Source organism: Mucilaginibacter sp. OK283, from assembly GCF_900110415.1.
Classification (GTDB): domain Bacteria; phylum Bacteroidota; class Bacteroidia; order Sphingobacteriales; family Sphingobacteriaceae; genus Mucilaginibacter.
The window spans coordinates 361,308-384,224 of the sequence record NZ_FODR01000002.1 but is presented as its reverse complement, the minus strand read 5'-3'; the positions used below and the strand labels follow the sequence as shown (position 1 = coordinate 384,224).

General features: G+C 44.3%; 16 protein-coding genes, 1 tRNA gene and 1 riboswitch. Of the genes, 7 read left to right on the top strand and 10 right to left on the bottom strand.

Annotation, left to right across the window (positions count from 1 at the left end; genetic code table 11):
• Positions 1-22 precede the first annotated feature (22 nt).
• Positions 23-1,069 (bottom strand): hypothetical protein, encoded by a 1,047-nt coding sequence (locus tag BMX56_RS06340; protein WP_090642579.1) that lies wholly within the window; start codon positions 1,067-1,069, stop codon positions 23-25.
• Between the two features lie 210 nt (positions 1,070-1,279).
• Between BMX56_RS06340 and BMX56_RS06335 the strand changes: the two genes are divergently transcribed.
• Positions 1,280-1,705, top strand: a complete 426-nt coding sequence (locus BMX56_RS06335; protein ID WP_255369785.1) for a DinB family protein — start codon at positions 1,280-1,282, stop codon at positions 1,703-1,705.
• Between the two features lie 94 nt (positions 1,706-1,799).
• Here BMX56_RS06335 and BMX56_RS06330 read toward each other — a convergent pair whose 3' ends face one another.
• From BMX56_RS06330 to BMX56_RS06305, 6 genes are read right to left on the bottom strand one after another with little or no spacing between them, the layout of a single operon-like run.
• Complete coding sequence (locus BMX56_RS06330; protein WP_090642573.1) at positions 1,800-2,921, bottom strand: hypothetical protein; 1,122 nt, start codon at positions 2,919-2,921, stop codon at positions 1,800-1,802.
• Positions 2,902-4,587 (bottom strand): FAD-dependent oxidoreductase, encoded by a 1,686-nt coding sequence (locus BMX56_RS06325; RefSeq protein WP_090642570.1) that lies wholly within the window; start codon positions 4,585-4,587, stop codon positions 2,902-2,904. The genes BMX56_RS06330 and BMX56_RS06325 overlap by 20 nt, the downstream gene beginning before the upstream one ends.
• A complete protein-coding gene (locus tag BMX56_RS06320; RefSeq protein WP_090642567.1) occupies positions 4,565-6,073 on the bottom strand; it encodes a polyamine aminopropyltransferase in 1,509 nt (502 codons plus the stop codon). Before BMX56_RS06320 ends, BMX56_RS06325 begins: the two co-directional genes overlap by 23 nt.
• Positions 6,074-6,078: 5 nt before the next feature.
• Positions 6,079-6,264, bottom strand: coding sequence for a hypothetical protein (locus BMX56_RS06315; protein ID WP_090642564.1), 186 nt, complete (start codon positions 6,262-6,264; stop codon positions 6,079-6,081).
• A complete protein-coding gene (locus BMX56_RS06310; protein WP_090642560.1) occupies positions 6,264-7,688 on the bottom strand; it encodes a DUF4178 domain-containing protein in 1,425 nt (474 codons plus the stop codon). The genes BMX56_RS06315 and BMX56_RS06310 overlap by 1 nt, the downstream gene beginning before the upstream one ends.
• A gap of 1 nt (position 7,689) precedes the next feature.
• On the bottom strand, positions 7,690-8,043 hold the full coding sequence (locus tag BMX56_RS06305; protein ID WP_255369784.1) for an S-adenosylmethionine decarboxylase family protein: 354 nt from the start codon (positions 8,041-8,043) through the stop codon (positions 7,690-7,692).
• A gap of 216 nt (positions 8,044-8,259) precedes the next feature.
• Positions 8,260-8,373, top strand: a riboswitch (SAM riboswitch).
• 119 nt (positions 8,374-8,492) lie between these two features.
• On the opposite strand from BMX56_RS06305, the gene BMX56_RS06300 reads away from it, so the two are divergent.
• The 5 genes from BMX56_RS06300 to BMX56_RS06280 all read left to right on the top strand — a co-directional run bounded on the left by BMX56_RS06300 (position 8,493) and on the right by BMX56_RS06280 (position 15,198).
• Positions 8,493-9,065, top strand: a complete 573-nt coding sequence (locus tag BMX56_RS06300; protein ID WP_090643945.1) for a peroxiredoxin family protein — start codon at positions 8,493-8,495, stop codon at positions 9,063-9,065.
• 415 nt (positions 9,066-9,480) lie between these two features.
• Positions 9,481-12,663, top strand: a complete 3,183-nt coding sequence (locus BMX56_RS06295) for a SusC/RagA family TonB-linked outer membrane protein (RefSeq protein WP_090642553.1) — start codon at positions 9,481-9,483, stop codon at positions 12,661-12,663.
• A gap of 5 nt (positions 12,664-12,668) precedes the next feature.
• Positions 12,669-14,108: a SusD/RagB family nutrient-binding outer membrane lipoprotein gene (locus BMX56_RS06290; RefSeq protein ID WP_090642550.1), complete on the top strand. Its 1,440-nt coding sequence runs from the start codon at positions 12,669-12,671 to the stop codon at positions 14,106-14,108.
• Positions 14,109-14,158: 50 nt separating this feature from the next.
• Positions 14,159-14,231, top strand: a tRNA-Cys gene (locus BMX56_RS06285).
• 25 nt (positions 14,232-14,256) lie between these two features.
• The gene (locus BMX56_RS06280; RefSeq protein WP_090642548.1) at positions 14,257-15,198 is read left to right on the top strand and encodes a PIG-L family deacetylase; all 942 of its coding nucleotides are present in this window, start codon (positions 14,257-14,259) and stop codon (positions 15,196-15,198) included.
• A gap of 25 nt (positions 15,199-15,223) precedes the next feature.
• On the opposite strand, the gene BMX56_RS06275 is transcribed toward BMX56_RS06280, so the two are convergent.
• Both BMX56_RS06275 and BMX56_RS06270 read right to left on the bottom strand, forming a co-directional pair.
• Positions 15,224-19,048, bottom strand: a complete 3,825-nt coding sequence (locus tag BMX56_RS06275; protein WP_090642545.1) for a PAS domain S-box protein — start codon at positions 19,046-19,048, stop codon at positions 15,224-15,226.
• 263 nt (positions 19,049-19,311) lie between these two features.
• On the bottom strand, positions 19,312-21,039 hold the full coding sequence (locus BMX56_RS06270) for a glycosyltransferase family 39 protein (RefSeq protein ID WP_090642542.1): 1,728 nt from the start codon (positions 21,037-21,039) through the stop codon (positions 19,312-19,314).
• 210 nt (positions 21,040-21,249) lie between these two features.
• Here BMX56_RS06270 and BMX56_RS06265 point away from each other — a divergent pair, with 210 nt between their 5' ends.
• Positions 21,250-21,522: a DUF4242 domain-containing protein gene (locus BMX56_RS06265; protein ID WP_090642539.1), complete on the top strand. Its 273-nt coding sequence runs from the start codon at positions 21,250-21,252 to the stop codon at positions 21,520-21,522.
• Between the two features lie 311 nt (positions 21,523-21,833).
• Here BMX56_RS06265 and BMX56_RS06260 read toward each other — a convergent pair whose 3' ends face one another.
• On the bottom strand, positions 21,834-22,895 hold the full coding sequence (locus BMX56_RS06260; RefSeq protein WP_090642536.1) for a DUF1735 domain-containing protein: 1,062 nt from the start codon (positions 22,893-22,895) through the stop codon (positions 21,834-21,836).
• Positions 22,896-22,917: the final 22 nt, after the last annotated feature.

Below are 22,917 nucleotides of genomic sequence, written 5' to 3'. Positions count from 1 at the left end.
TATCTACCTATCAGGATGTAATTTAATTCTTCATCCTGATCAATGTCTTGCGGCCCAAATCAACAGTGATCCTGAAAGCCTCTTGGTTACTCATCCTGAAACCCGGCGTTTGGTGGAAGCTTAAAATAAACTGACCTTTTACCCGGTTATATAAAAATGGTGTCCAGATGATATCCATCCGGTTATAAGTTTTCTTTTCAAACCACGAATCGCCATAGGTAATTTCATGTCCCTGGCCTTTGTAAAATTCATCAAATAAGGCAAACTTATGGTAGCTCAAATAAACATTGGCCACAAAGCCTGCCGGTTTATGAAACCCGTCTACACCACGCACCCGCTCTAATGACATCATGCCGCCGGCTTCAACTGATAACGAATCTAAAAAGGTTTTATGACTAAAGTCTAACCCTAACCTGATTTGCCCGGCACCGTTATCCCTGATATTATCATTAGGAACAGCAATTTCGGCACCGGCATCGTGCATCAGCATAAAGTAATGGGATACATAAAAAGGCCCTTTAACCGATGGCTTGTATTTGCCCGAAAATCCAAATAAAAACTGTTCCCTGTCGGTTTGGGTTTGGCGGCTTACCCAGTCAATCCAGCCGGTTTCGGTAAAGTGTTCGTTGTGCACACGGGCCAGCAAGCCCTCAATATTAGGCCGGTAGTAGCGTAGGGTATCATTTAAAATAGCACGCGGATAATCATCAAGCAAACCTTCGCGGGGGAAAGCACCGGCGTAAAACAGCCAGCTTTTACCTGTAAAATTGTAATAGGCTACCGGGTTCACTTTTAAAAAGTAGGGTTTGGCGCCAAACTCGTGAATGCCGTTGGCCCCAAAAACAAAATGGTTTAAGCTATCAATGTTCCAGCCTAAATCAAGCTCGGTACGCATGCCGCTATAAGTGCGGGAGCGCGGAATAAAAGCCTTGTATTCACGGTTATCCAAAAAGCCAAGGGCGTTAAAATGAATGTCGATGGTTTGTCCCTGTGACGTTTGTTCCTGTGCCAGGGTAGTGGTTATAGTAACTATAGTGAAGATGACGAGTATGTAAATCTTTTTAATCATATCTTTTGATGTTGTAAATCAAGCGGTATTTAGCTAACGTAACGTAAGCCGCAAAGGTATAATAAAAGCCTAAACACCTAAAACTACACCATCACCATTAAGTAATTTGATAAAATAATACACCAAATCTTCATACTTTAGCCGCGCCATAAATCAGCTAAAATATCTTACATGCGTAAATCGATAGAAATTATACTTAAACCGCGCCTCATGGTACTTAACTCAATAAAAGACCTTAGCGCCGAACAACTGAACCTGGTGCCACAGGGGTTCAACAACAACATTATCTGGAACGTAGCACACATGATATCGGCCCAGCAAGGCATTTGCTACACCCGCGCCGGGTTGCCAATTGTTACCGAGGATAAATTCTACACCCCCTACCGCCCCGATACCAAACCCACTGATTTTGTTGGCGAAGAAGACATAGCTACCATCAAAGAGTTATTCGTATCTACCATAGAACAACTGGAAACCGACCTGGATAACGGCATTTTTGCCAATTATGGTGCCTTCACCACCCGATATGGTGTCGAACTTGATTCGATAGATACAGCGGTGGCATTTTTGCCTTTTCATGAGGGTTTGCATGCCGGGTACATCATGTCGCTGAAGAAGTTTATGCCGAAGGGATAAGGTCAGGTGTTCGGATTTGCGTGGGGATGCGTTCGCGTTTTTAGCCGAACACTTAAGATACTGATATAAAACAGCTTAAGTGTTCGGATTATTTTTAGCCCGGATACTCTTTATTGTAAAGTACTGCCCTCTCGCCGGCATCCTTTTTCTTCATCTTCCAGATAAAGCCATCCAGTACATAGTGGGTAGATTGTGGTAGCGCCAGCAGAGGTACAATAAGCGCCAGCAGCATGTCGCTGTTGATGGCGGGCAGGGTGGCAAAGGGTTTAAAAACTGAAGCGTGTTCTTTCCACACCAAGCCATCCCACAGGCCTTCTTCAAAATAGGCAAACAGGATGAGCAGGCCCACAAAGGATAGCACACCATACTTGCTGAAGGTAATTTTAAGGAAGGTTATTTTGGGCTTAGCGCTGCCGGCAAATTTCTTTTGTTCGTAAATCCATACCAGGGCCATGTAGGGAATGCCGTGCGAAACCACGTTGAGAGTGGTAAAAGCCATATCGCCGTTGTAGTAAATGATGCCGAAATACCACGACAAAAAAGTGCCAAAAACCAATACATTTTTAGCGATATTAAACTGCCTTGTAGTGATAAAAATCCAAATTTCTTTAACAAAATACAACAAAATGGTAAGCAGGTAAACAGCCTTGCAAACCACCAGGATATGGTCAAAATGGAAAAGCACAAAATCGCCATCGACAAACCAGTTGAAGTTTTTTTTGTAGCCGGTAAAATGCCAGTATAATAAGGGGTAAATGGTAGCGATGTAAATGGCCGCGTTATCAATATATCTAAAAATCCAACCTTGTTTTTCCTGGCGCGAGTAAATACGCATAAAACCATACTGCTGCCTGATGAAATGGAACACCGCCAGGTAGGCCAGCGCGCGCCAAAAATAAATGCCGCCTCCAACATACAACATCACCCCGCCCATGTAGCAAAACAAGGGGATGGCCAATAGTAAATGCCGCTGCTGCTTAAAAGATACCGGGTTAAAATAAGTACGGTAAAGCGTGCTGTACACATGGGCTACATCTATCATCACAATAAGTACCACCCAATATTGAACCGGCATCAGGCCCGAGTTTTTAAACTGCGCCGGAAACAGCGCTACGATAAGCAAAGCGATAAACGGCGGCGACAGGATAAAAATGCCATCTACAAGTCGGCTTTTTATCCAGGGCTGTTCCTGGTTACTATATTGCTGCGTGTTCATCTGCTAAAACCTGTTGTGCTGACCTTATGCCCTGGTGAAATGCTTCCTCGAAAATAGATACCCCGCTCAGATCGGTATGCGCAAAAAATACCTGGTTGTTGATGGGCAACCGCGCCTGCTGCCTGTTATCGCCCCAAATATAACCGACCGACGGACTAATCATGCCATGGCCCCACAGCCAAAACTCCACCTGCTCAATACACTCAGTTATACCGGGGTGCATTTGCTCCATTTCGGGTACCACAATATCCATCCATTGCTCATAGGTGCGGGTATAAGCTGCCAGCCGCGCAATGCGGGGTTCTTTATCGCAAAGCGGCAAATAGTAGGTAAGCACCTTTTGTTGTTCTACCAGTTTAATATCCTGTTGGTTGGCATTTACATACCCTACCGACGCCGTATTGTAGGCCACATTATCCCAGCACAGCACCATGCCTTTGGCTGCCGAGGGTAATTTATTAACCGTAATATTAGCAATAAGCCATGGCGAATAATGCAGCTTACCCGCATCGAACCCCGGACGTATAGTATTTTTCAGCAACTTTTGGTTAACATACTGTGGCGATGCCATGATCACCTTATCTGCATAAATAACAGCGGATGTATTTTGTTTCAGGTCGAGCACCTTTACCGCCACTTTGCCGCTTCCTTCTATCTGGACGTCATAAGCCAGGTGGCCCGTTTTAATATGGTCTTTTACGGTTTCGCGCAGGCGTTTCATAAGCCAGCCGTTACCTTCGGGCCAGGTAATTACAGCGTTTGGATCGGCGTTGGACGCGGTACCTTTGCGGGCCGAAAAATAGTGCAGTCCCGCCCATGCGCTTACGTTTTGGGCCGGCGTTCCATAATCGTCCTTACAGCAATAGTTTAGGTACCAGAGCAGGTAAGGCGAATCGAAGCCGTTATCTTTGAGGTAATCTTTGAACGAGATCCTGTCCAGCTTCCGGTAGGCATCATCGGCCGAACTATTATCCAAAGGGATATCAAAAGCATACCTGCCATCGTTGCCCTTCGCGTTTTTCAGCCGGGTAACCAAGGCAAAAAAACGGATGATCTGTTTCCTGTCGCTATCGGCCACACCAAAATCGGGTACTATGCCTTCCTGCCAGTGGCCGTTTATCAGCAGCCGCTCTTCAGGGTCAAAGCACAGGTAAAACTCGTTATAAAAGGGCAGCCCTTTTTTGTCAAAATGGGTAATTACCTGGTGCTCCTGCAAAAAATCAATTAGCAGCTTATCATCGTTATTTACAATGGGGATATAATGCGCTCCTAAGGGATAGGCCGATACCTCATTCGTCCCGAAGTAAGCATTACCGCCAGCATGATCTTCCAGCTCCAGCAATTGAAAATCTGTTTCGCCCTGCTTTAACAGCCACCTCGCGGCCGATAGGCCCGAAATACCGCTGCCGATAATTAATGTTTTAACCATTTGCTGTGTGGTGGGTGCCGGCATGGGCAGTTTATCGCGCAGGGCATGGCCGGCTTTGGCGTTGGGGCCGGCCAATTTGCCTTTAATATGGGCATACTCCGGTTTGCCGCCGCTTAACCTGCGGATGCAGCCATTAAGCAATATGGCCCCGGTAACCAGGCCCGCCTGCAAAATAAACGCGCGGCGACTGGTCGGCTTCATCCCGCTGCTGCGGCTATAAAACGGTCGACCACTCATCCTCAAAATATTTTACCAGTATCTGGTTGTTCAGTTTGTTAACCTGCGCCGGTACCCTGGCCATATCCGCCGGAAAATATAACATCTGCTCCAGGCAGGCTTTCGACATAAAACGCAGACCGGGCAAGTAATGACCGGGCACTTTGTATACCGGCTTGGTCATGGCCATAATATAGCCCCACTCGCCAAACGAGGGCACATAGTTATGGTAGGGTACGGTATTCAAACCAACTGATTGCAGGGTTTTCTCCACCGTCCAGTATGATTTTGGCGCCACATAGGGCGATGTGGATTGTATCACCATAATACCATCTGGATTAAGCAAATGCTTTACAATGGCATAAAAAGTATTGGTGTATAGTTTGCCAACCGAGTAATTGGAAGGATCGGGAAAATCAATAATAATGGCATCGTAGGTTTTATGCTGCGCCCTTGCCCATGAAAAGGCGTCGGCATTCATCACGGTTACTTTAGGCGATAATAACGAGCGGCGGTTCAGCTTCAGCAGCATATCATTAGTGCGAAACAGTTTGGTCATTTCCTTATCCAAATCAACCAGGGTAACGGTTTCAATCTGCGGATACTTTAAAATTTCGCGCACGGCAAGCCCATCGCCGCCGCCCATTACCAAAATATTTTTGGCATCGGGCAGGGCCTGTAACACAGGGTGAATGAGCGCCTCGTGATAGCGGTATTCATCAACCGAACTGAATTGCAGGTTTCCGTTTAAAAACAACCGCAGGTCGCGGCCTTTTTTGGTGATGATAATGCGCTGGTATGGCGTACTTTTCGAAAAAATGATGGTATCGCTATACGTTAAACTTTCCGAAAAACTGGTAATGGTATTGGCATACACAAAACCAACCAGCAAGGCCAGCATACTGATGATGGATGCGCTTTGCAAATATTTAGCCCCTTTAATTTCGTGCCTGAAATTGATACAGGTTATTAAAGCTACCAGTACATTCAGCATACCAAACAGGTAAGCTGTGCGCACCAAACCCAGGTAAGGGATAAGCAACAGCGGGAATACCAGCGAGGCTATTAAAGCGCCTATATAATCAAAAGTGAACACCTTTGATACCAGGTCTTTAAACTCAAACCTATTTTGCAAAATACGCATCAGCAACGGAATTTCCAGCCCTACAAGGATGCCGGTAAGGGATATCAGTCCGTATAATATAATACGGAACGAACTTACACTTTCAAAAACAAGGAACAGGATAGATGAGCTTGTACCGCCCACCAGGCCAACCAGTATTTCGATCCGGATAAACCAGGCCAGCAGGTTTTTATCAAAGTATTTGGATACCCAGGAACCCAGCCCCATCGAAAAAAGGTAAACCCCGATAATGGTAGAAAACTGGGTAACCGAATCGCCAAGCAGGTAGCTGGCCAAAGTGCCCGCTATCAGTTCATAAATAAGCCCGCAGGTGGCAATAATAAAAACCGATACGAGTAAAAGAACGGGAAGTTTTTTGTTCATGACCGTTATTTATGATAAAACCTAACCCCGTAACCCGAGTGCGCTACGGTGCCGTTGTAGCTGGCGTTGCGTTGCACATCGTTACTTTGCCAAAAGGCCAGGCCATCAAAAGCGGCATATGAATAATAGCCTACAATTGCAGCCACAATGGCTATGTATATTGCGTTTGATCTTATAGTTCCCGTTTTCATTATTCGTCATCTTTTTGATAGGGTGAAAAATCACTGTTCATCCAGCGGTTTGTTTCAAATTTGCGCATCCGGTACCAGCAGTATAAGGGATAAAGGCAAAGCAGCAGCAGCGTAACCAATACATTGCGCCATAGGGTAACACTTTCGGTAACCTTAATAAACAGCGATGAAACGTCCCTTGTGCCTGCATAAGGATAAATGTTGATGTGGTACTTACCGGCAGGAATCTCTGATAAAAGCACTGTTTGTGTATATGACCCTTCCGACCAGCTTTCGCCGTCCTCATAACCATGATAATACTCAATATCCTTTGATATGCTCCAGGTTTGGTTGTCCTTTTCGCTTACCAGCTCAACCGTTGCCGATAGCCAGTTGTTATCAACCTGCGAGTTCAACTCAAACTCTAAAGGTACAGGTCCATCAGGTATTATAAATGTGGGGGTTTTAAAGGACTTAAACTCATAATTGCCATTAGCATCGGGGGCAAAGGAGTTTAAGGAATCGGCCGGCGCAGGCGCTGTGCGGTTTCTTAAAGAATCAAGCGCGGTGCTTACATGTTTTGACGTATCCGGCACATGGGGAGGCATAGCTAACGCATAAGTATCAGATAGTAATACCTTTTCGGGCCTAAGCCAAATAACAGAAAGCTGCACCAGCAGGAACGCTAATGCGGCAATGCCGCTTATTTTATAAGCGGCCAGCCACCTGGCTTTGTATTTTGATGGCTGGTTTGCCCCAATACCAATTTTTTCGGGAAAGCTTTCAACAGGTATATTAAAAGCCGCCGCTATTTCCGCCTCTTCCAGGTATTCGCCCAGGTACCAATCGGTAACATACTTTTTGATGTTTTCCTCGCTGGTGAGCATATAAGGCGGATCTATGAACTCTTTAGCTCTTAATTTTTCGGCGGATATATCCCAGTCGAACTCACCTATCATGGCCGTTATAACCGGGCTGTAAGCGTTATATTTAAGATAGGTATTACCTTCATATTCGGCCTCGTTGCCATAAATGCAATTTACGTTTGCCAAATCGGGGTAAAAATTGGCGCCGGCTATCAGGCTCCAGTGGCCATCATATTCCGATAAAAAGGCATAGCCTTTGGCATAATTGTATAGCATGTATTCGCGCCACTCATACCTGGTTGCCCCCTCCTTCTTTTCCAGGTAGGCAATCAGCTTGTACTCCACACCTTTTAATGTACCTGTAGTGCCTAAAGGCATAACAGGCTTAAATTTTAAAACGTGAATTTTCTCCTCAACATAAGGCCTGCCCGCATCATTAAAAAGCAGGTAAGACCGGCATTGCGGGCAAACCACCGCTTCGCAGCCTGCCTGATCATAAAGCGTAATATTATGCTGACAACCTGGGCAAGTAATCTCGCCCGAAAAAGGGAATGCTTTGGGGTTTAGTGTAGCTGCCATATTACCTTTTCACTTCGTTTTTTTGCATCTCGGTACCTTCAAAAAAAGCAATAACACCCTGGTAAATAGCACGTGCCTTATCATCGTTCTCTTTTTGATAGTTAGATAAAAACACATCAAAAGTGGCCATACCATACTCTGGCCAGGTATGAATAGACATATGCGATTCGGTTAAGCAAACCACAGCCGTAAAACCGCCGCCATCAAAATCGTGGTAAACTTCGCCAACTTTGGTTAGCTGATAGGTATCGATGAGCTGATTAAACAACTGCCTGCAGGCCGCACTTGATTGTAACAGGTTAGGTTTATCGGTACTGAATTCAGATAATAAATGTAATCCGGGTTTATAAGGCATCAAGGTTATTCATTTTCGGGAATAAATATATAAAAATTATTTGATGGGAATATGGGCGAGGCGAAAAACAAGTATGGCGGAGCCTCGCCGGGGTGAGTCGTGACTAGCGTTCAAAACCGGCGTTCCCCCTCCCATTTCATGACAATTAAATTATACAATGCCTATCTATTTAGTAGAATATATTATACATTTGCATCATCAAACAGTTCTTTAATTTAATTATCAAGAAAGACGGAGGGAAAGGCCCTATGATGTCTTAGCAACCTGTAAGCCCAATTGTTATAAAGGTGCTAATTCCTGTCCGCTATTAATTCGCGGAAAAGATAATGTATGTTACGTTACCGGCAGTTTTATAGCTGCACCCATCATATCGTTATCGTCCAAATTTCTTGTTTAATTAAGTTTCAGCGCTTTTAACCCTGCATTAAATGCAGTTAAAAATTTACGTTATGAAAATTAAACAGCTACTCATCACCTGCTCATTATTAATAAGCGGCTATTTGGCCGGGGCGCAAACCGTAACGCCGGCTCCCCTACCCGCATCAACTGATCGCGGTTATATCGTTAAAACCGGCGATCAGGCTCCCGACGATTTTAAACTGGTGCTTGCCGATGGCACCCAAACTTCATTAAAACAGCTTCGGGGTAAGGTAGTTATCCTGCAATTTACCGCCAGCTGGTGTAGCGTATGCCGCCAGGAAATGCCCCACCTTGAAAAAGATGTATGGCAGGCCTATAAAAACAAAGGCCTGGTACTTATCGGGGTCGACAGGGATGAGCCGCTTGAAAAAGTGCAGCATTTTCAGCAGGAAATGAACATCAGCTACCCGCTGGCGCTTGATCCGGGTGCCGATATTTTCGGGAGCTTTGCCAACAAAAAAAGTGGCGTAACCCGCAACGTGGTTATTGATAAAGACGGCAAAATTGTATACCTCACCCGCCTTTATGATACCCAGGAGTTTGCATCGATGCTAAAAGTAGTTGATGCATTGGTGAACAATAAAACTGCATCTGTAAACTAACTAAAAGCTAAAAGCAGAAGGCATAACGCTCAAAGCTTTATATTGATTTTCGGGGTTAAAAAACCTTTTTACTCAAAACTCAGCACTATCTACTCAATACTACTATCTATATATCAAATTGTTATGAAAACAACAAGGACACCTTTCCCAAACGTATTCCCTGCCCGCAAATTCGTATCATCCTCTTCCGCTTCTGTTTACCTGTATATGCAGGGTATGCGTTGTTGCTGTTAAATAACGGCAACGGTTATTAGCCCCGGGTCCCCTGCTGCAGCTGGCCGTTCCGGCTTATAACCAACACAATCAACAATCAATTTACCGGTACTAAAAATTCAACAGCGGGCATTGCTATGCCCAAAATATTGTTGGCTGGCTTTGCTGTACTGGCAATAAAAACTATTAATCATTAACTATCATGTTAAAAAACTACAAATTTTTACTGGCAATCCTGTTGCCTTTTTTTCTCATCCAAACGGTTGCGGCGCAATCTGTTAAAATAAGCGGGGTGGTAACTGCTAAATCCGATGGCTTGCCCTTACCCGGTGTAAGTGTAGCTGTTAAAGGCACCACCAATGGTGCACAAACCGGCGCCGATGGTAAATTCAGCCTGAACGCCAATATTAACGATGTACTTAAAGTGTCCTATCTCGGTTTTGCAACGCAGGAAATTACGGTTAAACAAGCCGAAACCAACCTGCAAATTGTGCTGCAGGATGCCCCCAACTCGCTTAACGAAGTGGTGATAACCGCGCTCAACATCTCTAAAGATAAAAAGACACTGGGCTATTCGGTTCAGGGCTTAAAATCAAAAGACATCTCCGAAGCCAAAGAAACCAACCTGGTGAACGCTTTGGCAGGTAAAATTGCCGGTGTACAGGTTACCAACAGCCAGGGCGATATGGGTTCGTCGCGCATCATTATCCGTGGCGAAACCTCGATAGGAAACAACAATCAACCTTTATTTGTGGTTGACGGCGTCATTGTAGATAACAGCCAGTTTTTAGGCACCAACGGTTCCAGGGATTTTGCTAACGCCATAGCCGATCTTAACTCCGAGGATATCGAATCGGTAAGTGTGCTTAAGGGGCCAAACGCGGCGGCTCTTTATGGTTACCGGGCCGCAGCGGGCGTTATCCTTATTAAAACCAAAACAGGTAAAGGTGCAAAAGGGCTTGGCGTTACCATCAACTCCAACACCAGCTTCTCTACCGTAAACATTCTGCCCTATTACCAGAACGAATACGGACAGGGATCAAACGGCAAGTTTAGCTATGTAGACGGCAAAGGCGGCGGCGTTAACGATGGCGTTGACGAAAGCTGGGGCCCCGCTTTGGATGGATCGCTTATTCCGCAGTTTTACTCCAACGGCCAGGCTGTTCCGTTTGTGGCCCATCCGGATAATGTAAAAAACTTTTTTAATACGGGCGTTACCTTAAATAACGGCGTAGCACTGGCAGGCAACAGCGATAAGGCCGACTACCGCTTATCGTACAATAACCTGCACCAAACGGGTATTGTACCTAACACCTCGCAGGGCCGCAACTCGTTTTTATTGAACTCCACCTTCAAGCTTAGCCCAAAATTAACGGTTACTACCATTGCCAATTATATTAAAGACGATGCCGATAACCTGCCCGGCGCAGGCGGCAGGCGTGCAACCAGCACCATGTTACAGTTTACATGGTTTGGCCGCCAGGTTGATATCAGCCAGCTTAAAAATTATAAAGATGCCAACGGCAACACCTTTAACTGGAACAACAGCTACTATAGCAACCCTTACTGGCTGGCTTATGAAAACACGGTAGGGCAACACAAAAACCGCATTATAGGAAGTGTGGAGCTGAATTATAAGATCATTGAAGGCTTATCGGCCAATTTTCGCACCGGGACTGATTATTATAACGACAGGCGCAAAATTAAAGTAGCTTACGGGACCAACGGCACCCCATTTGGATCATACGAAGAAGATGCCTACACCGTAAACGAAACCAATACCGAAGCCAGGCTGCAATACACCAAAAAGCTGAATAACGATTTCTCGTTAGATGTTTTGGGCGGTGGCAACATCAGCACCATATTAAATGAGCAAAACGACCAGGTAGCACCCAAACTGGCGGTAGCCGGCTTGTACACATTAAGTAACTCGCGCGATCCGCTGGTATCGTCCAACTACTATGGCAAGCTTAAAACCTACAGCTACTTTGCATCGGCACAAATAGGTTTTAAAAACTACGCCTTTATTAACCTTACCGGCCGTAACGATTGGTCGTCGACCCTGCCTGCGGCCAACCTATCCTACTTTTACCCTTCGGTTAACGGCAGTTTGATACTATCAGAGGCGCTTGATATTAAAAGCGACATTTTAACCTACGCCAAGTTACGCGGCGGATGGTCGAAAGTGGGTAAGGCAACAACCCCTTACCAACTCATCAATTACTACAATTTCACCGCTCCTTTTGGTTCAAACCCGCAGCAAAGCCTGGGCACTGTTGATTTAAACAGCAAGCTGAAACCGGAAACCACCACATCGGCCGAGGCCGGTTTTGAGCTGGGCTTTTTCCAGGACAGGGTTCACCTGGACGTAAGCGCCTACAATACCAATAGTATAAACCAGATTGTTACCGTTGATGTAAGCCCATCAACCGGATACAGCCAAAAACTGATCAATGGCGGCAGCATCAACAATAAGGGCATCGAGGTACAATTGGGATTAACGCCCGTCAAATCAAAAGAATTTACGTGGGATATTACCACCAACTACTCACTTAACCGCAGTAAAGTAGTTAAGCTGGATGATGAAGGCCGCCTGCAAAGCATCATTTTAGGAAGCGACCGTACCGTACAGGTATTGGCAGCCCTTGGCCAGCCTTATGGCACCCTATATGGCAACGCCTATACCCGCGATGCATCCGGGCAAATTGTAATAGGCGCCAATGGTACACCGGTTATCAATCCAACCAAACAATACCTGGGCAAATTTACACCTAACTGGCTGGGCAGCATCAATAACAGCTTTACCTACAAACGCATCAACCTTGGTTTCCTTGTTGATGCCAGGTTTGGCGGGTCTATCTATTCAAACACCAACCGCACAGGTACCTATACCGGCGTGTTGGCCTCAACCCTGCCGGGGCGGGGGGCGGCAAATGGTGGTATCAGCTATTATTATCCGGGCAATAATGCATCAGCAGGTGCGGTACAGGTAAGCGGCAACGCGCCGGCAGGTGTAACCGTGTATAACGATGGTATGATATTTAAAGGCGTAAAAGCCGATGGTACTGCCAATACTACCATACTACCTGCCCAATCATACTACAAAGGATTTACCAATGTTGATGAAGCTTTTGTTTACGATGCATCGTACATTAAACTGCGCGAGGTTAAACTGGGTTACACCTTCCCCTCAAACTGGGTAAAAAGCGTTGGCCTGCAATCGGCAACCTTATCTGTGGTTGGCCGCAACCTTTGGATAATCCACAAAAACGCGCCAAACATCGATCCTGAAACCGCCTTTAACAACGGCAACGGCCAGGGCCTGGAAGACCTTACCCTGCCAACCGTACGCAATATTGGCTTTAACATCAACCTTAAATTTTAATAACCATGAAACTTAAATATACAACCCTCATATTATCAGGCGCGCTGTTGTTATCGGCAGCATCGTGCAAAAAAGACCTGGTAGATATTAACAAAAACCCCAATAACTCGCAAACGGCACAGCCCGATTACCTGCTTACAGCGGCCAGCAAGGTTACCGCCGATACCTATTGGGGCACGGCCAACAACATGGACGCCAGCCTGCTGTTTGTACAATACTGGGCCAAAATTCAATATACCGATCCCGACAGGTATATATACAGCAACAGCGCTTTCCAGGAGCTGTGGACGGTAGGTTATTCAAAAAGTATAGTTAACCTTAACCAGATCATTAAACTGGGCGACGCGCAGGGAAATACCAACTACAAAGGTGTAGCGCTGGTATTGCGTTCATGGGTATTTACTTTGCTTACCGAGGCATACGGCAATATCCCTTACAAGCAGGCAGCCAATATCGATCAGTACCTCACCCCGGCTTATGACACCCAAAAGGATGTTTATTTTGCCCTGCTTGATGATTTAAAAGCCGCCCAAGCCGCGCTTGACCCATCGGGCAAAGCCATTGCCGGCGATGTTATTTATGGCAACAATATTGCCTTGTGGAAAAAGTTTGCCAACTCGCTGCGCCTGCGCATTGCCTTGCGCATAGCCGATAGGGAGCCTGCAAAAGCCAAACAGGTTTTGGCCGATATACAAACCGAGGGCGGCAGCTATATAAGCGCCAATACCGAAACCGCGCAGTTTACCTATGTAGATTCGCCAAACCAGAACCCCATCAGCAATTTGTTTGATACCCGCGACGATTACCGCATCAGCAAAACTATTGTTGATAAACTTTTCGCGCTGAATGATCCGCGCCTGCCTGTGTATGCCAGTAAAACCAAGGATGCCACACCGCAAACCTATGTGGGCATACCCAACGGCCTGCTGGTTGGCGATGCCAGCAACCTGGGCTTCACCAAAACATCAAAACCGGGCACTTACTTTTTAGCGCCGCATGCCCCTGCGGTGATCATCAGCTATGCCGAAACCTTGTTTGACCAGGCTGAAGCTGTAGCACGCGGCTTTATTGCCGGGGACGCTGCCGCGCTATACAAACAGGCTGTAACCGCTTCATTAAAACAATACAGCATTGCCGATGCTGATATTGCTACTTACACATCGCTGCCTGCTGTGCAATATGACGCCACCAATTACAAAAAATCAATTGGCGAGCAAAAATGGATAGCCTTATTTGGCCAGGGACTGGAAGGCTTCACCGAGTGGCGCAGGCTTGATTACCCGCAGCTGCAACCTGCAGTAGCTGGCACATTAAGCGGCAAGCTGCCGGTTCGGTTTATTTACCCCGGCACGGAGCAATCGTTAAACGGTGTAAACTACAAGGCCGCGGTTGCCAGCCAGGGCGCCGATGTGCTTACAACCAAATTATGGTTTGATGTAAATTGAAAGTAAACAGCGGCCCTATGGTATTGATCTATAGGGCTGCTTTAAAAAAAGGCGGAGTGGCCGAGTGGTTCAGGCGGGGGTCTGCAAAACCCTTTACGGTGGTTCGAATCCACCCTCACGCCTCCGGGTTTAACCTTAAAAATGGGGTATGAAAAAGCTGATTGTACTATTATTAACTGTTGTATTTTATTTGGGAGGATTAAAGCAGGGCAGGGCGCAGGCTACAGCCGCGAGGCCGCGTGTACTGGTAGTAATGGCACATCCAGATGATGAGAGCACATTTTCGGTAACGTTATACAAAATTGCCAAAGAACAGCATGGCATAGTTGACCTTTTTGTAATAACCAACGGTGAAGCCGGCTACAAATACGCCACCCTGGCCGAAACCTATTACGGCATTGAGCTAACCGACGAGAAAACCGGCCGCGCCAACCTGCCACGCATCCGCAAGCGCGAACTGGTAAACGCCGGCCACATTTTGGGTGTAAACAATTATTATTTCATCGATCAAAAAGATGCCCACTATACCTTAAACGAAAAGGAACCGCTTGATACCAGCTGGAATGTCAATACGGTAAATACCCGCCTGCACCAGGTTTTAACCAATAATCACTACGATTTTATATTTACCCTTTTGCCCGAAGCTGGCACCCATGGCGCCCATAAAGCCGCCGCGCTGATTGCCTTAAATGCCATAACCACATTGCCTGCCGATAACAGGCCGGTTATTTTAGGTGCGGCTACCTGCAACAAGGCCGATACCGTTACCCGGTTCAAGGGCTACAGCAGCTATGCGCAAACCGTGCCGTTGACAGATACGGCAAATTTTAAGGTAGACCGCACAGCATCCTTCAGCTACAAAAACAGGGTAAACTACAAAGTAATAGCCAACTGGGAAATTGCCGAGCACAAATCACAAGGCGTTACCCAAATGACAATGAACGATGGCGATGTAGAACATTTCTGGTACTTCGCCGTGAATGGTAATGGAGGTTTACAAAAAACAAAGGCTTTATTCCGGGCGCTGAGTTATACCCCTTACCTGCCCAAAAGCTACCAGGATGCAAAGCCGTTGTACTCAAAATCCTAAATGAGGTATGGAAAAAAGCAGATTGTTACAATGGCAATTCAATTATAAATTGAGTCCCATTGCCTGGCTGGCTTTTTACATTTATTTGGCCGCCTAAGCTTTCAACCTGCTTTTTTACCATAAAAAGGCCCATTCCTTTACCCTCAACACTAAAGTCAAAACGCTTGTATAACCCGTATAACTGATCGCCGGATTTTGCCAGGTCAATACCTTTCCCATTATCTTCAAAATAAAGGATAACCTTATCGTTATCTAAAACAGATTTAATATGAATTACAGGAGCGATACTGACACTTCTGTATTTAATACTATTGATGATAAGGTTCTGAAAAATGCTGTATAGGTAACTCTTAATGGTAAAAAGCTCATCAATGGTTGCAAAATCGCAGCTGATCATCACGCTGTTTTGTTGCATCATCAGCTGAATTTCCAGTTTGATGTCATCTACCAGTTGCGGCAAAATAACAAGTTCCTTTTTGTCATTTACCTGTTTACCAGCCTGTAATATCTGGTTAAGATCGAGTATGACCTGGTCCAGGTGGTTTATAGATGTTGCAAGCGCATCCAGCGGAAACCGGTATTCGGGATCTGGCATCTCAAAATCATAAAGCAATCCCGACAGTCCTTTTATATTGGCCACGGGTGCCCTTAAATTATGCGATATGATGTAAGTAAATTGCTCCAGGTCCTGGTTTCGTTTTATCATATCGGCAGTCATCCGTTCGCGTTCTAATTCAGCGTTTTTCCTTTCGGTGATATTTTTTAGCGTAAGGATAATGCCCACCATTTCTTTTTTATCTTTAAAAACACCTACCGATTTTACTTCAAACCACTGAGTAACGCCGTCATGTACATCATAAAAGGTTTCATAACTAACAGGCTGCTTTTTCTTCACCCGGTCAATAACGTTGTTAATAAATGATAACCTTTTCTGAATAAAATAGTCGTATCCCGACTTGCCAACCTTTAGTTTTTTACCAAAGAATTTTGCAGATTGTTTGGCAGCATTGGTATTAAATGAAACTATATTAAGCTCATTATCAAACATAATGATTGCAAGGTCGGTGTTTTCAAATACCGACCTAAGGTTGGCTTCCGATTTGATAATAGCAACCTCATCCATTTTTTGCTTTGTGATATCGCGCGAAAAGCAGGATAACCCAATCACTTTACCCCTTTCCCGTATCGGGTTTATGGAATAGCTTAAATAAATTTTACCGTCGCCATAAGGGTATTCATTTACAAACTGCTGTGTCTCGCCGGCCAATGCCTTTGCGTAATTCTCTTTCCATTTCCCGGCGGTTACAGGATCAAAACCAGCAAGCATATCAAGTACCGATGCCCCCTGAACTACGTCCAGCCCATACACGTGTTTAATGGCGTTTTTAAACTGGTTATTAAAGGTTATGAATTTTAAATCCTTATCCAGCGAGTAAACCAGGTCGGTAGTGTTTTCGATAATGGCAGATAAATTGGCTTCTGATTTTCTTAGCGCTTCTTCTTGTACTTTTCTTCCGGTAATATCTGTGATCATGGCCAGGGTGCCTACATAGGTTCTACCCGGATCAAAAATACCATTGGTAGATACATTACATACTAACCGTTTGCCATTTTTGGTGATAAAAGTAGATTCGTGGGTTTCAACTACACCAAGTTCTTTTTGTGTAAGTCTTTCAAGGGTTTGTATTTTATCGCTGTCGTGCTTAAAATCGTAATTGTGCTTACCCATAATTTCATGAACTTCGTACTCCAGCATATCGCACATCTTTTTATTCACAAAAATTGTTTTCAATTCATTATCAATAACCCAGATACCCTCCTGTGCGGTCTCGGCTATCTGCCTGTACCTTTGCTCGCTAAGTACCAGGTTGTTTTCGATAATTTTGCGGTCAGATATATCAACATTTAATATTACAGCTCCTTTTTGCATCAGGCCAGCTAAGGGCGCTGCTACAAGCTGAAACCATTTCTTGCCCGATGAGGTATCTTTAAGATATTCTATCGAAAAATCAGTACGATCTCCGGACATTACATCTTTAATACCCCGGTATATCATTGATCCTTGCTCATTATCCAACCCGGTAGCGTTCCCGGCAACCTGCAGGTAATTAAAACCAGCACTGTAGCTGGCCTCGGGCAAATTATTCTGGCCGGCAAAATTCCTCCATGATTTGTTTACTGTAACAATACAACCATGTTCGTCAAGCAAGGCTACCTGTGGGGGTAAGGCATCCAAAATAGCCGCCTGGATAGCAAACATTTTGCGTAAATGAACACGGCTTCTTTCGGCTTGAGCTTCTGCATTTTTACGTTCGGTAACATCGCGGTAGTTAGCCAATATTCCATTTACCGCCGGCACGTGCAACAAGTTTACCACCGTACCCTCAACCCACATCCAGGAGCCGCTACTGTGTTTAAAGCGCAGACAAAAAGGAATTATTTTACCGGGTTTTTGGTGGCTCTCTGATGAAACCCTTCCACGAAGCGCCCTGTCATCTTCATGTACAAAGTCGGGCTTAAGCCTTATATTATTATACTCTTGTTTAGTATAACCCATTATTTTGCTAACATTCTCGCTGGAATAAATCAACTGATCGAACTCATTGGTCAATACAATAATATCGCTGCTGTTATCTATTAATTCCCTGAAGCGCTGCTCACTTTGCTGCAATTCAAGTTCAATCCTTTTGTTCTCAGTAATGTCGCGGGTAACACCGTCTATCCGTATGAGTGCGCCATCTTTGTCAATGGTTGGTATAACTTTGCTCTCTACCCATTTTATCTCTTTTATTTTATGAACTATTTTATATTGTTTAACAACTGTTTCTCCTCTGCAAAGCTGTTCAAACATTTCCAGAAAAACACTTTTGTAATCTTTATGTCGCGTTAAATTCCACAAATCAGGGTTATTCAGAAATTCTTCCGATTTATAGCCATATAATTTTTCGCAGGCGGGCGAAATCTGGATGAGCTTGTTGTTAATCATGTCCCTGGAAAACAGCACATCGTCGAGCGTGTTAAAAAGCCTGTTTAATTCCTGGCTTGCCTGGTTTAACTTTTGCCCGGCTACTTTTAGTTCGGTAATGTCCTGTATAGTGCCGTAAGCCCTAACCGCCTTACCAAGATCGTTCCGGATGATGACTAATTTGGAGTGGATAAATTTTACTTGTTTCGATGGCGTAACTATCCTGTATTGTAAATCAAGAACATCTAAATTTGCCATGCCATATTCACCATCTGCAATAAACTGATCAACGTCATCCGGATGTACACATTTGGCAATAGACTGAAACGAAGACTCCAATTCTCCCGGGAGATAGCCCAAAATTTCAAACACCCCATCCGACCAATTACGCTCCTGCGTTACAAGGTCAACCTCAACAATACCGATGTGGGCAACATTTTCGACTTCTTTTATAAACGACCGCTTTTTTGCGACTCTGGTAACATACTGTTTGTTCTCCGCAATTAGCATAGCCTTTTCCATAGCATTAAAGATGGCGATGGATAAGCGCTGTAACCTGTCTTTCAATAAGTAGTCGGCAACGCCGTCCATCATGGCGTTTATTGCAACCTCCTCCGAAGTGCGATCGGTGACAAGTATTAACGGAACAAAGAGGGCTTGCTCTTTAAGTATATTTAAAGCCTGAAGGCAAGTAATGGTTGGTGTTTGCCAATTGGTAAGTATTACATCCGGGTTAAATTGTTTGAGTGCGGTAATGTAGTCCGCATGCTCGCTTATGTCCAGCTTCTCAAAAACCACGCCGGCTTCGTCAAGTGCCTGCCTAACCATGAGAGCATCTTCTTGTACGTTTTCGATGTGTAGTATCTTAATCTTGAAACTTAACATAGCTAACTAAATGGATAAAATTTAGGATGGTGTTACCGTAATATTACAGAAAAATCTACTTCCTCCGAACATCACGCTCCTTTTGCGGTAATTGTACGAAATATTAAAAATAAAGATGTGTAAATACCTGTTAATAAATGTGATTTTATCACTTTTTACACCTGGCGGAATATCTATGACCTATTTAAGCTTAAACGATGACGCCCAGCCAGGGAATTTTGCCATAACAGAAATTGGTTGCGGTGCCCAATAAATAGATTTTATTATTTTACCGTATATGCAATTGCCTTGCTGTTACGCCCGCCGTTAAACGGATCGGTGAGTAACGAAAACACCAATTGGTACTTACCCGGCTTGGCCGGCGCTGTTACATTAAACTTAAAGTGAGTTGTTTCACCCGGTTTCAGGCTGATGTTGTAAAAGCTATCGTCGGCCCTTTGGCTGCTGAACACGTCGGTATCTACAATAAAACTGGCTTCAAAAATAACCTGGTGCAGCTGGCCTTTGTTGCTGAAGCTAACAGGCACCCGGTAAGGGTTTTTAAATGTTAAATCAAAAACCTTTTGTTGGCCCGGTGCTACCACCTCTTCCTTTTCTGTTGCCTCAAATTCAATTTTCTGATAGGTGCGCACATCATCTACCCAGCCGCCGTACCAGGTGCCTGCGGGTGTATTGATGGTATCGGTGCTGAAACCCGGCTGAGGATGTTCTAATACATAATAGGCCCGTTTGTGCTGCAGGCTGTCTTCTATCGGCCAAAACTCGTATTGTGTGCGGCGGTAATAGCGTGGGTCGTAATCAAAGCCTTTTAAAGTATTGTTGTAAAAATTATATTTTGATGGGTTTTGGAAGCCCTCGTTAAAAATTACGTAGTTATCGTCGGCTTTATCATGCACCAGTTTTGCCCAATCTTTAAAATCGTAAAAAATCCGGAGGGCGTGCATTTGTTTTAGTATAGGCGGGCCCGCTATAATCAGCAGCCTTACAAAAACAATCAGCCCGATGTTAATCATCGCCAAACGGTTAAACCAGGCTGGTTTACCACCCGGCTGCGTAAAATGAATGAGCGCCAGCATGCACAACGGCACATAGGCAATAAGCGTCCAATGCAGCTGCACCTCGCCTTTAAACGATGTCAGGAAAAAAAACAGCAGAATGCCAATACTATTTACCAGTAGCACCCTGGCAAAAGCATCTTTTATACGCAGGGTAAAGCCTTTGTAAAACAGCAACCATCCAATTAAAGGGCCGGCCATTAACAATTGTCCTAACGGATAATTATAGGAAAAAGACAGATCGTAGGGCTTATCCGAGCGCTCGGCCAGGTGGTAACTTATAGACGGGAATTCGTTATTAACCTGCCATAAAATATGGGGAATAAAAAGCACCAGCGCCAATACCACTATGCCATAAAACGATGCCCGCTTAAACAATTTAGGACTTGATATCACCGTACAGCCCAATAGCAATATGCCGTGGTATTTACTGTACAGCAAACATGCAGCTATTATGCCCAGTATCAGCGCCAGCTTCCAGCCATCCTGTTCAAGGTATTGCTGTAAAAAAAACAGGAACAGCACCGTAAAAATAAGCAGTGGCGCATCGGGCGTGGTAATAAAGCCATAAATATGAAACACAAAAATACCGGATACTACCAGGATAAACGTAAGCGCATCTACCCTATATTTTTTAAGCGTGAGCCAGATAAACCAAAGTGATAAACTGCTGCATATAACGGTAAGCAGCCTCAGGCCAAAACTGTTATGGATTAATCCGTAGCCCGCACGGATAAATACAGCCACCATGGGCGGGTGGTCATAATAACCCCAATCCATAAATCGCGAATAGAGCCAGTAGTAGGCCTCATCGGCGTGCACCTCCAGGGTGGCGGCCTGCAGGATGTTCAGCGCTGTCCATAACAATAAAAAATAGATAATAAGCTTGTTTTGCTTAGCAACGGGCTGCACATTATTGATGGCGGTATCCTGCATTAATTTTGTTAGCTATTAATAACGTAAAGGTATAATAAAACCGCCAAGCCGAAAAGGCATGGTTTACGAGATATTTTTTGAAGTTGGCTTGCCAACATATAAACCTAACTCATTGATTAGCAGAAAAAAAGTAGTAATTTCTCCAATTAACCATTAATTGTTTTATAACTTTAATGTGTTATAAACATAAATTAAAAATCTAAAAACATTATGCCAAAGTATGTAATTGAAAGAGAAATACCCGGAGCGGGTAATCTTTCGGCCGAACAGTTGAAAGCCATTTCGCAAACATCATGCGGAGTATTGAGCAGTATGGGTCCTCAAATTCAGTGGGTGCAAAGCTATGTTACCGATGATAAAATATATTGCATTTATAACGCACCCAACGAGGATATGGTTAGAGAACATGCCGCGCAGGGCGGATTCCCGGCAAACTCGGTAAGTAAAGTTTCAACTATCATCGACCCAACAACTGCCGAATAATTGATTTTGACATAAAACAAGTAAGGAAATTAACGTCAAATAAAATGCAGCTATTAACAACAGCATTTTGCTTGGCCGAAATGAATTATATTGTTGATGGCTATTGATGATAAGGGCTCTATAAGTTAAGAAACACTAAGCTATAGTGGCTAAATGTGGAAAATCTTCACAAATAAAAAAGGACTACCCAAACCGGGCAGCCCTTTTAATTAACTATAGAACAAGATTTTATTTATGGGCAATATCTTCCTGAACAACACAGTACGCGTTACCTGCAGGTTCGATATTTTTTATCATGTTATCTTATCAGTTTATTCCCTCGCACCTTTATAAGTCCAAACTTCGTCCCAGGTTGTTCTGACAAATGGCGGATCAGCTATTACCGATGGCTGGCACATATTATACTTAATTGTGACAGTTTTGGAACTTGGATCATAAACATTAGCACCACTTGGATCCAGTTGAGCATAACGGGTATTACCAGCAGGTTGTCCGTAATAATTGGTCACACTTACCACTTTATTGGTAGCAGGGTCAAAGGTTAAAATCAATCCGAAACTACCATAATAACTTATATTATCAGAAGCTGTACCGGTTGTTATTGGCGTAGCCACAGTACCAAAGATATAATTATCATACAGTACACACTGCGTGGCAGATATGGTCCTCAATTCGTATTCCATGGGGCCATTGGTCGGCGATCCGTTGTCTGAAATACCATAAACTGCTAACCAGTTATTGGGGTGAGTAAATGCAGCATTAGTCTTATCAACCATTGTTCCGCTGGTTACCTGGTAAACACCATCCCATTTATTTTTCACGCTGAAAAATGCGTACATGGTATCTTTACTTGCAGCATGAATAGCTAACCCATCAGTGCTGGTAATTTTATACGCCAACGCATATGTTTTAGATAGATCCAATTTGCTGCCATTAAGCTTTATAATGAAGTCCTTAGAAAAATCGCCTGAGGCGAATGCAAATGTAAGATTACCACTTGAAGCCTGTGTTATATCAGCTCCGGTACCCAGTGTATAAAATGATTGAGGCAATAATTCAACCGATTTGCCATTTTTCTCATTGTATTTAGTTATGGCATCAGGCAGGGCAGTTAACACAATTTTCTCGGGCTTTTTAAGGTCTGTATTATTTGCCGCATCTTTTTTAACGGTGAACACATTTACTGTTTTTATGTCAGTAAATGGGTCGAAAAAATTCGAATTTTCCATACCGGTAGGGATACCAATATAGCTGGTTCCTGCTGTTGGGTTCTCATTTGATAAGTCGCCAGCCGGCACCTTACGGCAGGCAGAAAACATTACCAAAACAGAGCAGGCAAGAAGAATATGATTTAAAAATTTATTCCTTTTCATGTCTTTTTTATTAATAGTTACA